This is a genomic window from Sphingomonas sp. SORGH_AS_0870 (genome assembly GCF_031453175.1).
GTDB lineage: Bacteria > Pseudomonadota > Alphaproteobacteria > Sphingomonadales > Sphingomonadaceae > Sphingomonas.
Genome location: NZ_JAVIYW010000001.1, coordinates 37,146 through 52,048, shown reverse-complemented (window position 1 = coordinate 52,048; position 14,903 = coordinate 37,146). Strand labels below are relative to the sequence as shown.

The following is a 14,903-nucleotide window of genomic DNA, read 5'->3' as shown; positions in this document are numbered from 1 at the left end:
TCAACTCATGGCGGGGGGAGCGGGGCGGCCCTGCGCCATTAACCATCAATATAGATTAAATGTGACGCGGAATTTCATTCCCGCGTCATGCCCCCTCGAACGACCGGAGGATGGGGCACGGCCCCGCCCCCTCGCCCGCGCACCGCTCGGCCAGCGCGTGGAGCAAGGCGCGCGCCTGTTCGAGCGCGGCGATCTGCGCATCCAGCGCGACGATCCGCTCCCGCGCGAGCTGGCGCACCCGCGCCCGGTCGTCGGTCGCGTCGAGCGCCAGCAGCTCGCCGATCTGTTCCAGCGTGAAGCCCGCCGCCTGGCCCGAGCGGATGAAGCGCAGCCGCCCCAGATCCTCCGCGCCATAGCGCCGGACCCGCCCCCCCGCGCTCGCCCCGGCGGGGCGTTCGGGCGTGTCGAGCAGCCCGCGCCGCTGGTAATAGCGGATCGTCTCCACCCCCACCCCGCCTTCGCGCGCCAATCCGGCGATGGTCCATTCCGACACGTCTTGACTCCGTACCATGGTACGGATGCCATATGGCGCATGGACCCCAGTCGGAGAAGGACCATGACCGCCACCCGCAAAGCCATTCTCTACCGCATGGTGATGCCGACCCACACCTGCCCTTACGGCCTGAAGGCGAAGGACCTGCTCCGCCGCCAGGGTTACGAGGTCGAGGACCATCACTTGCGCACCCGCGAGGAGACCGACGCCTTCAAGGCCCAGCATGGCGTGAAGACCACCCCGCAAATCTTCGTCGGGGGCGAGCGGGTGGGCGGCTATGACGATCTGCGCCGCTTCTTCGGCAAGCGGGTCGCCGATCCCAAGGCGACCAGCTATCGCCCGGTCGCCGCGCTCTTCGCGATGACCGCGCTGATGGCGCTGGCCACATCGCAGGCGGTCTATGCCACCCCCTTCACGACCCGCGCGGCCGAATGGTTCATCGCGTTCAGCATGGCGGTGCTCGCGCTTCTGAAGCTCCAGAATGTCGAGAGCTTCGCGACCATGTTCCTGAACTACGACCTGCTCGCCAAGCGCTGGGTCCCCTATTCCTATATCTACCCCTTTGCCGAGGGGCTGGCCGGGGTGCTGATGATCGCAGGGGTGCTGACCTGGCTGTCCGTCCCGATCGCGCTGTTCATCGGGGGCATCGGCGCGGTGTCTGTGGTGAAGGCGGTCTATATCGACCGACGCGAACTCAAATGCGCCTGTGTCGGCGGATCGAGCAACGTGCCGCTGGGCTTCCTGTCGCTGACCGAGAATCTGATGATGATCGGGATGGCGGTGTGGATGGTGGTGGGCGGGTAGAATCCTCCCCTGCAAGGGGAGGTGGCGCGCGTAGCGCGTCGGAGGGGTGTCCCCCTCTCGATAGCGCGACACCCCTCCGTCAGCGCTGCGCGCTGCCACCTCCCCTTGCAGGGGAGGAATGGAAGTTTCCCCGGGGAAACATCCTTCCCCCCTCCCCCACCTTGCCCGATTGAATGAACTTTGCCATTAACCAACCCCAAAAGCTTCAAGGGGTGCGCGAGTGGCGGAAGATCATGCAATGCTGTCCCAGATCGGGGATTTGGCCAGCGCGGGCGAGCGGATGATCGAGCGGCTGCGGCGCAAGGCGTTCCTGCCCGAGAGCCGCAAGGGCCTGCACGTCCGCTTCGGGATCGCCGAGGCCGCGCAGCTGCTCGGCTGTTCGACCAACCGCATCCGCATGGCCGAGGAGGATGGCCGCCTCCCCCCTGCTCCCACGACCGACAATGGCCGTCGCCAGGGCTATACGGTCGAGGAACTGCTCCACATGCGCGAGGTGCTGGGCGCCTCCCCGGCGCGCGCGCCGCTCGACATTCCGGCGATCATCGCGGTCCAGAATTTCAAGGGCGGCGTCGGCAAGTCGACCGTCACCACCCATCTCGCCCATTATTTCGCCGTGCAGGGCTACCGCGTGCTGGTCGTCGATTGCGACAGCCAGGCGACGACGACGACTTTGTTCGGCTTCAACCCGCATTTCAACGTCACGCGCGAAGAAACACTCTACCCCTATCTGTCGATCGACCCGACCCAGACCGACCTGGCCTATGCGGTCAAGCCCACCCCCTGGCCCAATGTCGACCTGATCCCGTCCAATCTCGAGCTGTTCGACGTGGAATATGAGCTGGCCGCGGCGGGCAGCGATGGCGGATCGGTGCTGGCCGCGCGGTTCCGCAAGCTGAAGCGGGGCCTGGCCGATCTGGCGCGCAATTACGACGTGGTGCTGCTCGATCCGCCCCCTGCCCTGGGCACGATCAGCCTGGCGGTGATGCAGGCGGCCAATGCGCTGCTGGTGCCGATGGCCGCGACCACGCCCGATTTCTGTTCGACCGTCCAGTTCCTGTCGATGATGGACCAGGTCCTCAACCAGCTGACCGGGGCGGGCATCGAGGTCGATTACCAGTTCGTCCGGCTGATCTGTTCCAAGTTCGACGGCAACGACCCCAGCCACGCCATGGTCCGCGCGATCATGGAGCAGAGCTTCGGCCCCGCGCTCCTCCCCGTCCCCATCCTCGAATCGGCCGAGATCAGCCATGCCGCGATGCGGATGATGACCGTCTATGAGCTGGAAAAACCGATCGGCACGCCCAAGACGCACAAGCGCTGCCGCGCCAATCTGGACGAGGCGATGCGCCAGGTCGAGCAGCTGGTCCGCCAGAGCTGGGGCCGGGTCGAACCGCTGAGCGAGGAAGCGGTGATCCATGCCGCGGCTTGATCGGCTTCCTCTTTCCTACACGACAATGTTCTGCCTATGTTCCGGGCCGGAGGCATAAGATGGCGCGTAAACAATCCGATTATCTCGCGGCCCTGCTGGCGGAGGAAGAGGGCGACGCCCCCTCCCCCAGCCCGGCCCGCGAGCCCGTGGCGGAACGCAGCCGGGGCACGACCCTGCTCGGCCGCGAGTCCGCGCTCGCCCGCGTCGCCAGCGGCGAGGTGCGACAGGTCACGCAGCTGCTGCTCGATCCGGCGCGGGTGAAGATTTGGCCCGGCAATGCCCGCAATTACGACCTGCTGACCGAGGCGCATTGCCGCGAGCTGATCGACTCGATCATCGCCGAGGGGGGGCAGAAGGTCCCCGCCGTGGTCCGCCGGATCGAGGGCGATCCCGATCACGACTATGAGGTGATCGCGGGCACGCGGCGCCACTGGTCGATCAGCTGGCTGCGCGCCAACAGCTATCCCGACATGGTCTTCGTGGCGCAGGTCGCGCAGCTGGACGACGAGGCCGCGTTCCGCCTCGCCGATCTGGAGAACCGGGCGCGCGCCGATGTCTCGGACTATGAGCGGGCGCGCAACTACCTGGCCGCGCTGACCACCCATTATGGCAACCACCAGACCCGCATGGCCGAGCGGCTGAAGCTGTCCAAGGGCTGGCTGTCCAAGATGCTGAAGGTCGCCGCGCTGCCCGACGAAGTGATCGCCGCCTTCGCCTCGCCGCATGAGGTGCAGCTCAAGCCCGGCTATGCGCTGGCGCAGGCGATGCAGGACAAGGGCGAGGCGTCGGCCATCATGAGCGTGGCCCAGTATATCACGCGCCAACAGGCCGAGCGGCGCGAGGCGGGGCAGCCGCCCATCCCGGCCAGCGAGGTGCTCCACCGCCTGCTGACCGCGCGCAAGATGATGCTGGGCGAGGATGGCGAGCCGGAGCGCTACAGCTATCACAACCGCTATGGCCGCCCCGTGCTGTCGGTCCAGTCGGCCAATCGCCAGGGCGTGACGGTGCGGCTTCATGCCGGTTCGGGTGCGGATGTCGAGGAAATCGTGACGGCGCTGCGTGGTGCTTTGGCGCATCTCGAGCAGACGGGCAGGGGGCTTCAACCCTGATGTTTCCCCGGGGAAACACGCTTGCCCGCTCACCTCGCATGTTTCCCCGGGGAAACATGCGCCGGGACATGCGCGCATGAGCACCAAGCCCAAGGACGGATCGGCCGAACAGTTCGAACTGTTCCTGCCCTATCTCGCCGACCTGCCGCTGCGCGACCAGCGCGAGATGATGGAGCGGCCTTTCTTCAGCCTGGCCAAGTCGAAACGGGTCAAGCCGATCGACTATCGCTCGCCCGACGGCAAGCTGTGGGTCCATGTCTCGGGCAATCCCGATTATGGCATGGCGACGATCTGGGATGCCGACATCCTGATCTATTGCGCCTCGATGCTGGCCGACATGGCACGGCGGGGGATCAACGACGTGCCGCGCAAGCTGCACCTGATGCCGTACGACCTGCTGCGCGCGATCGGGCGCCAGCCGACGGGGCGTGCCTATGAGCTGCTCGGCCAGGCGCTCGACCGGCTGGTGTCGACCACGGTCAAGACCAATATCCGCGCCGAGAATAGGCGCGAGGCGACGTTCAGCTGGCTCGACGGCTGGACGCAGCTGGTCGACGAAAAGACCGAACGCTCGCGCGGCATGACGATCGAGCTGTCGAGCTGGTTCTATGAAGGCGTGATGATGACGGGCGGCGTGCTGTCGATCGACCGCGCCTATTTCGACATTTCGGGCGGCCGCGAACGCTGGCTGTACAAGGTCGCGCGCAAACATGCCGGCGGGGCAGGGGAGGGGGGCTTCGCCATCTCCATGCCGACCCTGTTCGAGAAATCGGGGGCCGAGGGGCAATATCGCCGCTTCAAGTTCGAGATCGCCAAGATCGCCGAGCGCAACGAACTGCCCGGCTATACCCTGACGCTCGAGCAGGCGGAGGGCAAGCGCGAGCCGAGCCTCAGGATGCGTCGGCGGGCGGAAGGGGAGGGGGCTGGCCCAGCCGTCCCTGCGCCCCCGAGAAAGTCCCGGGCCGCTGCCGCGCCAGCACCCAAGCCACCGACGCCGGAGGACACTCCGCCGCCCCCCTCTGACCAGCACATGGATGCCAGCGGGCTGATCCGTCGCAGCGTCAAGAGCCTGTCGACCCGCTCGACCTTCGGAGAAATCACCGACGCGACCCTGGCCCTGCTGCGATCCGAATGTCCGGGCTGGGATTATCAGACCCTGCACGCCGAATTCAAAGCCTGGGTCGAGGGCGATCCGGCCCGCACGCCGGTCAGCTATCAGAACGCCTTTATCGGCTATGTGCGCCGCTTCGACGCGAAGAACCGGCACCTGCTGCGCTGACGAGAGGGGAGGGGGGGCGCGGCAATGGCGCTCCCTTCCCACCATTTCAGCCGCTGGAATTGGGACGCAGGAGGGATGCGCAGCGCAAACGCGTTCCCGAAATATCGCGTGTTCGATCGTCGCTACGATCGCGTGTCCCGGCGGGTCGCCACTTTGAACCTCACCACGCGGGATCGGTCGAAAACTGATTCAATCCGACCCGCTCCAACGGCGTCCGTCACGCCTTTTCGATATATCGGGAACGGGCAACGATACTCCCGGAACGGTCGGGCGATACATCGGGAACGCCCATAACGATACTCCGGGAACGGACACTCGATATGTCGGGAACGCGAGAGACCTAAAAAAGCGAGCGAATCCGGCATTTTAGCCTGTGGAAAACACGGCTTAACCCTTTAAATCCCTTCTAACGCTCTAACCCTTCCGGATATGTTTTTTTGAGCTTTTTTGAAGAGCTTGATGAGTTTTCTGAATCAGTCGCCTTTTCGCTTTGGGTTTGCGGCCCATCGATTCACAAAGGGCCATGCCGATCGCACGCGAACATCGCTGGCTCTACCCGATCGACTGGCGCGAGCTGTCCGCGCTGATCCGCTTCGACCGCGCCAAGGGGCGGTGCGAGCATTGCGGGCGGCCGCACGGACGCGACATCGTGCATCTGGGCGACGGAACCTGGTGGGACGACACCCGCGCCCGCTGGCGCGACGGCCGGGGCAGGGGGGTAAGGGCGCTGCCCAGCCCCACCGCCATGATCCGCGCGCAACCGGGCCTGGCCGGCATCGCCCCGCCCCTACCGTTCCGCCGAACCCGCGTGATCCTGGCCAGCGCGCACCTGAACCACGACCCCGGCGACAACCGGCCGCGCAACCTGGCGGCGCTGTGCCAGGCCTGTCACATGCGCCATGACGCGGGGGAGCATCGCAGGCGGCGGCTGCGCAACCGGTTCCGGGGAAGCGCCATTCGCGATCTTTTTGTCTGAGCGGGCAGCGAGCCTTCCAAAAGGCAATGCCCCCCCTTGTCTGATGTGATGCTGGTCTGACGGTGTTGCGGAAGGGAGCCCGTCCCCCCCCGAAGGTCTGGAGCCCGATAGGGAGCAAGGGTCCCTTCCGCGTTGGTCACAACCCTGAACCGTTGCTTGGGACTGCTGATCCCGCACGACATGGACAGGAGCCTATACCATGCCACAAGCCGTCATCGGCTGCGACCTTTCGCGTGCTCTCATCGACATTTGCGAGCTGCCATCCGGCCGGATCGGGCAGATCGCCAATACACCGGATGCCATCGACGCCTGGCTCGACACGCTCGACCATGATGTCCGTGTCGTCTTCGAAGCCACCAGCGGCTGCGGCGGCGACCTGATCGCCGCGCTGGCGACCCGCAGCCATCCCTTCTCGCGCGTCAATCCGCGTCAGGCGCGCGAGTTCGCCAGAGCCACCGGCACGCTCGCCAAGACCGACCGCGTCGATGCCCGGGTGCTCGCGCAGATGGGCGCGGCGCTCGACCTGCCGGCTACCATCCCGCTCAGCCCGACGCGTTCTCGCCTAGCCGATTTCGTACGCCGTCGCAGGCAGTTGGTCGACATGCGAAAAGCCGAAAAGCTGCATCGCCACAGCACAGGTCAGCCCGATATCGCGCAAGCCATCGAGGCCATGATCGACCTGCTCGGCCAGCAGATTGCCGAGCTCGACCGATAGATCGCAGGCTTCATCGCCCAGGACCAGCTCCTGTCCGAACAGGCGCGGCTGCTGAACGCCGCCCCCGGCATCGGACCCACCGTCCTCGCCACCCTGCTCGGTGAACTTCCCGAACTCGGCACGCTCTGTCGTCGCAAGATCGCCAAGCCCGGCACCCTTGCCCCCTATCGGCTGGACGCGACCGCGATCGCCGACCTGACCGACGGACAGGGCCGCGCGGCCGACGAGCGGATCGCCCGGGCTATGGCCGCACCCTGGAAGGCCATCGCCGGAATCGAAGGCGGCCTCCCGCCGAGCTGGGCGCTGGCGCAGGAACTGATCGCGAGCGGCGCGGAAGGCGCGCTGGTCCCCTCCGCGCAAAATCCGGGCGGCACCGCGCTGATCCTGTGGCGTTGGCACCGTGCGGACGAAATGGGGGCCGACGAATCGAGGGAGGGCGCGGCGCTGGAACTGCTCGATCCGGACCATGTACTGACGCCGCATCCCTGAGCGGCGCCGATTTGCTTCGGTGCCGTCGATCGGCAACTGGCCGCGCAAGTGATCGGATCGCCCGATCCTTTGCGACCCCCGAGCCGTCAATGATGGAAATTCGGTAACCCCGGTCGCACCAAGAAAAGAGAAATGACTTTATTTCGTCATGACGATTATGTCATGATTTCACGTGACATGACCTCGGCTTCATCATAGGAATCGTCCGACAATTGGGGGTTTCGAAAAATGGTGAAGGCAATGTCGCGCGCTCGGCAGGTGAAGGCGCGCGCTCTGGAATCGAGTGCCATTCTGCTTGCGGTGATGGTGGCGGGCCCGGCCTTTGCCCAATGCACCCCCGATCCGACCCAGGCCAACACCACCACGACGTGCAGCGGCACCGACAGCAATGGCCTGACCGTCACGACCTCGGGCACCACGGTCGATGTGGCGACCGGGGCGACGGTGACGAACAGCGGCGCGCCCGCCATCGCCTTCGCGATCCCGACCTCGGCCACCAGCTATCCCTATGGGGTGCTGACCGTGGGCGGCCGGGTCGATGGCGCAGGCCAGACCGGCGTGCAGTTCGTCCGCCAGACCACCGCCAACAGCTATTCCAGCGGCCAGCTGTCGGTGACGGTGCGCGCGGGCGGCAGCATCAGCGGCGCGAACGGCATCGTCATCGGCCAGACCGGCAACGGCTATGGCAGCACGACCGCGTCGATCGACAATAGCGGCACGATCAGCGGCACGGGGACCGGCTCGGACGGCTATGCGCTGCTGTCGAGCAACCCGACCTATGCGGGCTTCCAGACGATCACCAACCGCGCAGGCGGCACGATCGGCGCGATCAGCGGCCCCGTCGGCACGCTGACCAATGCCGGCACCATCGATGGCGGCAGCCGCAGCGCGATCGATGTGGGGGCGACCTACAGTTCTGTAGTCTATGGTTTCAACTGGACCAACAGTGGCGCGATCCGCAGCGCCAGCACCACAGCGACGCTGGCCAATGTCCGTACCTCGACGCTGACCAACAGCGGCACGATCGCCAATACGGGCACGGGCGCGGCCATCACCGGCATCGGCGTGTCGCTCGTCAACCAGACCGGTGGTCAGATCACCACCGCTGGCACCATCGCCATTCAGGGTAGTGGCGGGGTCAATCTGGTCAACAGCGGCACGATCGTCGGTGGCATCACGACGACCGCCAACCAATATGGCTATGATACCAGCACGGTCGACAACACGCTCGGCACGATCACGGGCGATCTTCGCCTGGGCTCCGGCAACGACACGCTGACCGTCGGCTATGCGAACGGCGCGATCCGTACCGGAATCAGCGGCGCTATCGACGGTGGGGCGGGCACGGACACGCTGCGCGTTCGCCTGACGAGCGACACCAGCCTGTCCTCCGCGCTGACACTGCCGACCAATTTCGAACAGCTGACCCTGGTTACCGATGCGAAGATGACCGCCACGCTGGCCGGCGGCTTTGCAACGACGGGGACCTTGCGCGTGGGCGGCGACGGCACGCTGGTCAACAATACCGCGCTCAGCGGCACCGGCACGGTCCTGGCCGACGAATATGCCTCGTACAGCGCGGCCATCGTGAAGAATGCCGGTAGCATCAGCGGCACGGGATCGCAGGTCGACAGCTTTGCCGTATCGCTGGGTTCGGTGAAAAGCTTCGAGAATAGCGGCACGATCACCGCGACCATGGGCGGCCTTTCGTTCTCTTCGCAAGGTACGGCCGTCAATTCGGGTACGATCACGGCAGGCGGGACCGCCGTGTCGCTGATCGGAAGCTTCACCAATTCGGGCACGATCCGCTCGACCGGCGGGATCGGTGCGATATTGTCGGCCTCGTCGGGGGCCACCCAGACCAATAGCGGCCGGATCGAGGGGGCGACCGCCGGGGTCCAGCTGTCGAGCAGCCTGAACAACAGCGGCACGATCACCGCGACCGGAACCGGTCTGTTCATCAACGCCTATGGCCGGCTCAACAACCAGGCGGGCGGCGTCGTCACCGGGGGCACGCGCGGTATCGGGCCGAACGGCAATTTCACCGTGTTCAGCGCCGAGATCGCCAATGCGGGCACGATCAACGGCAGCGTGACCTTCGGCGGGACGTCGTCGGACTATTTCTACGGCACCAACATCTATTACGCGCTGCCCGGCGGTATCCTGAACGGCGATCTGACGCTGTCGAACAGCGACCTGCTGGTCGCCGAACTGGCGGGAACCAGCGGCGACCGCTTTGCGGGGATCAACGGCACGGTGTCGGGTTCGGGGGCGGGGTTGCGCCTGCGTGTTCGCAACGACACGAGCACGACGCTGCCGACCTCCACCACATTCGCCAAAGTCGGCTATGAGCTGTTCGACAAGGCAACGCTGACCCTGACCGGCACACCCTCGGGTCGGGCGCTGACCCTGGCCGGGCAGGGGACGGTGGACGTCACCGCCGATATCGCCACCACCATGGGGGCGGCGATCTCCACCCTCTCGCGCACGACGGCACCTGGCGAGAGCTATGCCGCCAACGCCCTGACCATCATCAGCCGCGGCACGTTGTCGCTGGTCCCGGCCAACACCAATCTCTATCTGGGCGGGGTCGTCCTGCTCGGCAGCACCGATATCTTCACCAATATCGGCACCATCGCGGCCAGCGGGCGGGCCACCAACGGCTATAACCCGATCGCGGCGATCTCGGGCGGCAAGACCGTGACCAACCAGGGCACGATCACGCTCGACGGCGCGGTCGGTGCCCAGGGCGTGCAGAGCCTTACGAACAGCGGGCGCATCGTCCAGGCCACGAATGGCCGCGCGGCAACCGGCGTCACCGGCATCGGCACGCTGGTCAACAGCGGCACGATCGAGGTGGGAGGCTCGGTCGTCCTGCTCGATTACAGCGGCTATGCCACGGTGATCGAGAATAGTGGTCGGATCGCCAGTACGGGCGGCGTCGCGATCGCCCAGAGCTATAATTCCGGTTACGGCATCACGATCCGCAATCTGGCCGGTGGCACGATCGCGGGAGCGACGGGCCGGTCTGCGATCCAAGTGGCGGGCGGCCAGATCGTCAATGCCGGTACGATCACCGGCGACGTTGATCTGGGCTACACCACCTATGGCGGTCGTTCCTACGCCAGCGCGGTCTATACCGGTAATGGGGGCACGCTGACCGGCAATCTGCGCTTCGGCGACGGCGATGACCTGTTCGTCGAGACGGACGGCCAGACCGGCGTGACCGGGACAATCGATGGGGGCGGCGGGACGGACACGTACCGTCACGCCTTCACCAAATCGGCGAGCGCAGCACTGGGCAAGCTGACCGCCATCAATTTCGAGCGCGAAGACGTCCAGGCGATCGGCGCCGATACGGTCGTGACCATCGGAGCCGATGCTACGCTGACGTCGCTCGGCCTCCGGGGCGATGGCCAGATCGTCAACACCGCCAATGTCGATGGCGACGTCACCATCGGCGACGCCAATTATTACTACTACCAGGCGCAGCCGCAGGCCATGCTGGCGGCGTTGACCAACCAGGCTGTCGTCAAGGGCGCCATTTCGGGCCAGGTTTCGCGCTTCACCAACACCGGCACGGTCGGCGATGCGGCGCTGAAGCGCACCGCCGTTTCCGTCTATGCGGTCGGCGACCTGAGCTTCGCCAATTCGGGCAGCATCCTGAACGACGCCAGCCGTCGCGGCGTCAACCTGTCGGTCAATGGGGGGGCGATCACCGCCACCAACAGCGGCTCGATCGCCCAGGGGTTCAACGCCTTTGCCAGCGATTACAGCTATTACGGTACGACGCCTCCGGACGCGCCGCAGCCGCAGAAGATCGCGCTGACCAACAGCGGCACCATCGCCTCCACCGACGAGGGTCGATCGGGCGTCCTGCTTCAGATGAACAATGATCTGGGCGGGTCGATCCAGTTCGACAACAGCGGCACGGTCACCCAGGGCGTCAACGCCTATGCGGGCCGCTACAGCTATTACGGCACGCCGGTATCGGACGCCGCGCGCTCCTATGCGATCGCCGTCACCAACAGCGGATCGATCACCGCGACCGGGCAGGGCCGGTCGGCCGCCCTGCTGACGATCGACGATTACCGGGGCACGGGCGGTTCGATCCGCCTCGACAATAGCGGCACGATCGACGCCAGCGGAACCTCGGCCTATGGCGTCCGCGCCGGTTTCAACGGCTCCGGCACCGCCACCACCGGCGCGCAGAGCATCGCCATCACGAACAGCGGCACGATCCGCGCCAATGGCGGCGGGGTGACGATCACCGATCCCTATGCGGGCGCCAGCGTCCCGAAGGATCCCACCGCACCCACCACCTATATCGCCGCGGCCGTGTCGGTCTTCGGCAACGGCACCGCGACCGCCACGATCACCAACGCCGCGACCGCCACGATCGAGGCGACCGGGCCGCTGTCCGTCGCGGTCAGGACCAACGGCGCCGCGCTCGACCTGACCAATGCCGGGACCATTCGCGGCGGGGCGGGCACCACGCTGGCCGCCAATGACACCCTCGTCCGCCAGATCGGCAGTCCCTATCTGGCGGGGGCGATCCACAGCATCGGCGCGACCGACGACAGGATCGTCAACACCGGCAGCATCTTCGGATCGATCGCGCTGGGCGACGGCAATGACCGGATCGAGAATTACGGCCGGATCGAGGGCAATGTGTTCCTCGGCGCGGGCGACGACACCTTCCTGCACCGCGCCAGCGCGACGCTGGTCGGGACGGTCGATGGCGGCACGGGCACGAACAGCCTGATCGTCGACGCGACCGGGGGCGGGACGGTCAATGGCGACCAGTTCGTCAATTTCCAGCGCTTCAACCAGGTCGGGCAGGGCAATGTCACCTATGCCGGCACTTTCCGCTTCGACACGATCGGGGTCGCGGGCGGAACGGTGACCGTCGCGGCGGGCCAGACGCTGACCAGCACCGGCCCGGTCACCATCACCGGCACCGATGCGAACGAGACGGTCGTCAATTCCGGCATCATCGCCGGTTCGGTCGCGCTGGGCGGCGGGAATGACAGCTTCGTCGAGGGGCCCAATTCGCGCGTCCTGGGCACTCTCGATGGCGGCACGGGCACCAACCTGTACGGCGTGCTGCTGGCGGGCGACCGCAGCGGCATCGGCCAGCGCAGCAATTTCCAGCAGCTGGCGGTAACCGGCACCGGCACGCTGTCGCTGACGCTCGACCAGAGCTTCGACACGGTCGCGCTGGCGGGCACCGGGCTGAACGTCGCGCTGGCGGGCAACCGGATCGGATCGGTCACGGGCTCGGACGCGGCCGAGCAGCTGCGCGTCGATGGCGACATCGCCAGCGTTTCGCTGGGCGCGGGCGACGACCTGCTGGCGCTGGGCACGACCAATGCGGCGGGCCGTTACGATGGCGGCGCGGGCACCGACAGCTTGCGCTTCGCCGCCAATGCGCCGGTGGTGCTGAGCGGGGTGGCGACCGGATTCGAGACTGTGTCGCTGACCGGCAACGCGCTGACCGTCACCGGTTCGCTGGGGTCGCAGGGTGCGCCGCTCGGCTTCGGTGACGGCGATACGGCGCTGACCGTCGCCAAGGGCGGCACGCTGGCCGGGGTCATCGACCTGGGCGCGGGCAATGACAGCTTCCGTCTGGCGGCGGGTTCGGTCCTGATCGGCAGCGTCGCGGGCGGCGCGGGCAACGACACCGCCACGCTGGAGCTGGCGGGCAACCAGATGCTGGCGGCGGGCACGCTGACCGGGTTCGAGACGCTGGCGACCGAAGGGACCGGCGCGCTGACCCTGACGGGCGCGCAAAGCTATGCCCAGGTCAACGCCGCGATCGACCTGACCATCGCCTCGGGCAGCAGCCTGACCGCGGGCCAGGTCGCCTTCACCGGCGGAAACCAGCGCTTCACCATCGCGGGCACCTTTGCGGGCGCGGTCGATGGCGGGGCGGGCACCGACACGATCGCGCTGTCGGGCGGCACCGCTGCCGCGCCGGTCGCCTTCACCAACGTCGCCAATGTCGAGGCGCTGGCGATGACCGGCGGCTATGCCACCGTGTCGGGCAACGCCGCCTTCGGCTCGGTCGATATGACGAGCGGTCGCCTGGTCGGTTTCGCCGGGTCGACGATGAGCGCCGCGCAGTTCCTGGTCCGCCAGGGCGCGACCTTCGGTTCGGCGGGGACGGTCAACGGCAATGTGACGGTCGCGGGCATCCTCAGCCCCGGCGCGTCGCCCGGCACGATGACGGTCAACGGCAACGTCACGCTGGCCAGCGGCTCGCTGTCCTATTTCGAGCTGACCCCGACCGTGTCGGACAAGCTGATCGTCAACGGCGCGATGACGATCGGCAGCGGATCGACGTTGCAGATCGTCTCCAGCGGCGCGCTGCGCCCCGGCACCTCCTACGACCTGATCGTCGCCAGCGGCGGAATCTCGGGCAGCTATGCCAATGTGCTGAAGCCCGCCGACCTGTTCGGCTTCATCGTCCAGCGCGCCGACCGCATCCAGCTGCTCGGCCAGTTCCTGGGCGATGCCGGGTTCAGCCCGCAGGTGGCGCGCAGCATCGACTATGCCAATGCGACCCTGGCCAAGCAGCCCGCGACCAGCACGCTGTTCGCCGCGCTCCCGTCGTTGCTGACCGCCTCGGGCGCGTCCAATCCGCGCGGGTTCGCGCAGATCACGCCGGAGGCCTATGCCTCGGCAGCGCAGATTGGCGTCGACAATGCGCTGGGGCTGGTCCAGGCGGCGCGCGGGCCCGCCTTCGCCACCACGCGTGAGGATGCGGGCGTCTTCACCTTCGCCCAGACGCTCGGCCAGTGGCACACGCTGGGCGCCGACCGGGCGCAGGGGACCAGCACGGCGCAGACGCGCGGCTATGGCTTCCTGGGCGGGGTCGGTTACGGCGATCGCCAGTGGATGATCGGCGCGTTCGGCGGCTGGCTCGACACGCGTCAGTCGATCGCCCCGCTCGCCGCCTCGACCAGGGCCGATGGCGTGGTCGCGGGCGTGCATGGCCGCTATGCGATGCCGAACGGCTTCGGCTTCGGCGCGTCGATCGTCTATGACGGTGCGCAGGCGCGGACCACCCGCGCGCTGCCGGGCACGGCTTCCGGCTTCGGCCGCTATGACTTGCACACCTGGACCAGCGATCTGTCGGTCCATTATGCCGCCGAGATGCCGGAGGGCTGGGCGCTGACCCCGCGCGCCGGGATCACCTATCTGCGCACCCGCCGGGCAGGCGTGGGCGAGACGGGGGGCAGCCCCTTCGCGCTCACCGTCGCGCGGCGCGATCTGGTCGCGGGCTTTGCCGATGCCGGGATCACGGTCGGGCGCAGCGATGCGTCGGACGCGCCGTTCCGCCCGTTCGTGACGCTGGGCGCGCGCTACCAGATCGAGGGCAACCGCGCGGTCGCGCTGGGCGGCTATGCCGGGGGCGGCCTGGGCCTGGTCGCGCTGGGCGCCGCGCGCGCGCCGCTGGTCGGCACGGCCACGGGCGGGGTCGCCTATCGCTTCCGCAACGGGATCGACCTCTATGCGACCGGCAGCGCGCAGACCGGCCGCGACGATCATCAGGAAACGATCGCGGCGGGCCTGCGCCTGCGCTTCTGATCGACCGGGGGTGGAG

General features: G+C 67.2%; 9 protein-coding genes. 8 read left to right on the top strand and 1 reads right to left on the bottom strand.

Annotated elements, in window-relative coordinates:
* Positions 1 to 85: 85 nt before the first annotated feature.
* Complete coding sequence (locus QE363_RS00180; RefSeq protein WP_309690566.1) at positions 86 to 511, bottom strand: MerR family DNA-binding protein; 426 nt, start codon at positions 509 to 511, stop codon at positions 86 to 88.
* Positions 512 to 556: 45 nt separating this feature from the next.
* Here QE363_RS00180 and QE363_RS00175 point away from each other — a divergent pair, with 45 nt between their 5' ends.
* The 8 genes from QE363_RS00175 to QE363_RS00140 all read left to right on the top strand — a co-directional run bounded on the left by QE363_RS00175 (position 557) and on the right by QE363_RS00140 (position 14,887).
* Positions 557 to 1,297, top strand: coding sequence for a glutaredoxin family protein (locus tag QE363_RS00175; protein ID WP_309690564.1), 741 nt, complete (start codon positions 557 to 559; stop codon positions 1,295 to 1,297).
* A gap of 238 nt (positions 1,298 to 1,535) precedes the next feature.
* A complete protein-coding gene (locus tag QE363_RS00170; protein WP_056434743.1) occupies positions 1,536 to 2,726 on the top strand; it encodes an AAA family ATPase in 1,191 nt (396 codons plus the stop codon).
* Between the two features lie 59 nt (positions 2,727 to 2,785).
* On the top strand, positions 2,786 to 3,835 hold the full coding sequence (locus QE363_RS00165; RefSeq protein WP_309690556.1) for a ParB/RepB/Spo0J family partition protein: 1,050 nt from the start codon (positions 2,786 to 2,788) through the stop codon (positions 3,833 to 3,835).
* Positions 3,836 to 3,911: 76 nt separating this feature from the next.
* On the top strand, positions 3,912 to 5,114 hold the full coding sequence (locus QE363_RS00160) for a replication initiator protein A (RefSeq protein ID WP_309690554.1): 1,203 nt from the start codon (positions 3,912 to 3,914) through the stop codon (positions 5,112 to 5,114).
* 523 nt (positions 5,115 to 5,637) lie between these two features.
* Positions 5,638 to 6,090 carry a hypothetical protein gene (locus QE363_RS00155; protein WP_309690552.1) on the top strand — a complete coding sequence of 151 codons (453 nt, stop codon included), beginning with the start codon at positions 5,638 to 5,640 and terminating at the stop codon, positions 6,088 to 6,090.
* 199 nt (positions 6,091 to 6,289) lie between these two features.
* Positions 6,290 to 6,805 (top strand): transposase, encoded by a 516-nt coding sequence (locus QE363_RS00150; RefSeq protein WP_309690550.1) that lies wholly within the window; start codon positions 6,290 to 6,292, stop codon positions 6,803 to 6,805.
* Positions 6,806 to 7,294: an RES family NAD+ phosphorylase gene (locus tag QE363_RS00145; protein ID WP_309690652.1), complete on the top strand. Its 489-nt coding sequence runs from the start codon at positions 6,806 to 6,808 to the stop codon at positions 7,292 to 7,294. It abuts the gene before it with no gap.
* 240 nt (positions 7,295 to 7,534) lie between these two features.
* The gene (locus QE363_RS00140) at positions 7,535 to 14,887 is read left to right on the top strand and encodes an autotransporter outer membrane beta-barrel domain-containing protein (protein WP_309690546.1); all 7,353 of its coding nucleotides are present in this window, start codon (positions 7,535 to 7,537) and stop codon (positions 14,885 to 14,887) included.
* Positions 14,888 to 14,903 lie beyond the last annotated feature (16 nt).

Coding starts and splice junctions, on each gene's coding strand:
- QE363_RS00165 (WP_309690556.1), top strand. CDS start 2,786: ATGGCGCGTAAACAATCCGATTATCTCGCGGCCCTGCTGGCGGAGGAA.
- QE363_RS00170 (WP_056434743.1), top strand. CDS start 1,536: ATGCTGTCCCAGATCGGGGATTTGGCCAGCGCGGGCGAGCGGATGATC.
- QE363_RS00155 (WP_309690552.1), top strand. CDS start 5,638: ATGCCGATCGCACGCGAACATCGCTGGCTCTACCCGATCGACTGGCGC.
- QE363_RS00175 (WP_309690564.1), top strand. CDS start 557: ATGACCGCCACCCGCAAAGCCATTCTCTACCGCATGGTGATGCCGACC.
- QE363_RS00150 (WP_309690550.1), top strand. CDS start 6,290: ATGCCACAAGCCGTCATCGGCTGCGACCTTTCGCGTGCTCTCATCGAC.
- QE363_RS00160 (WP_309690554.1), top strand. CDS start 3,912: ATGAGCACCAAGCCCAAGGACGGATCGGCCGAACAGTTCGAACTGTTC.
- QE363_RS00180 (WP_309690566.1), bottom strand. CDS start 511: ATGGTACGGAGTCAAGACGTGTCGGAATGGACCATCGCCGGATTGGCG.
- QE363_RS00140 (WP_309690546.1), top strand. CDS start 7,535: ATGTCGCGCGCTCGGCAGGTGAAGGCGCGCGCTCTGGAATCGAGTGCC.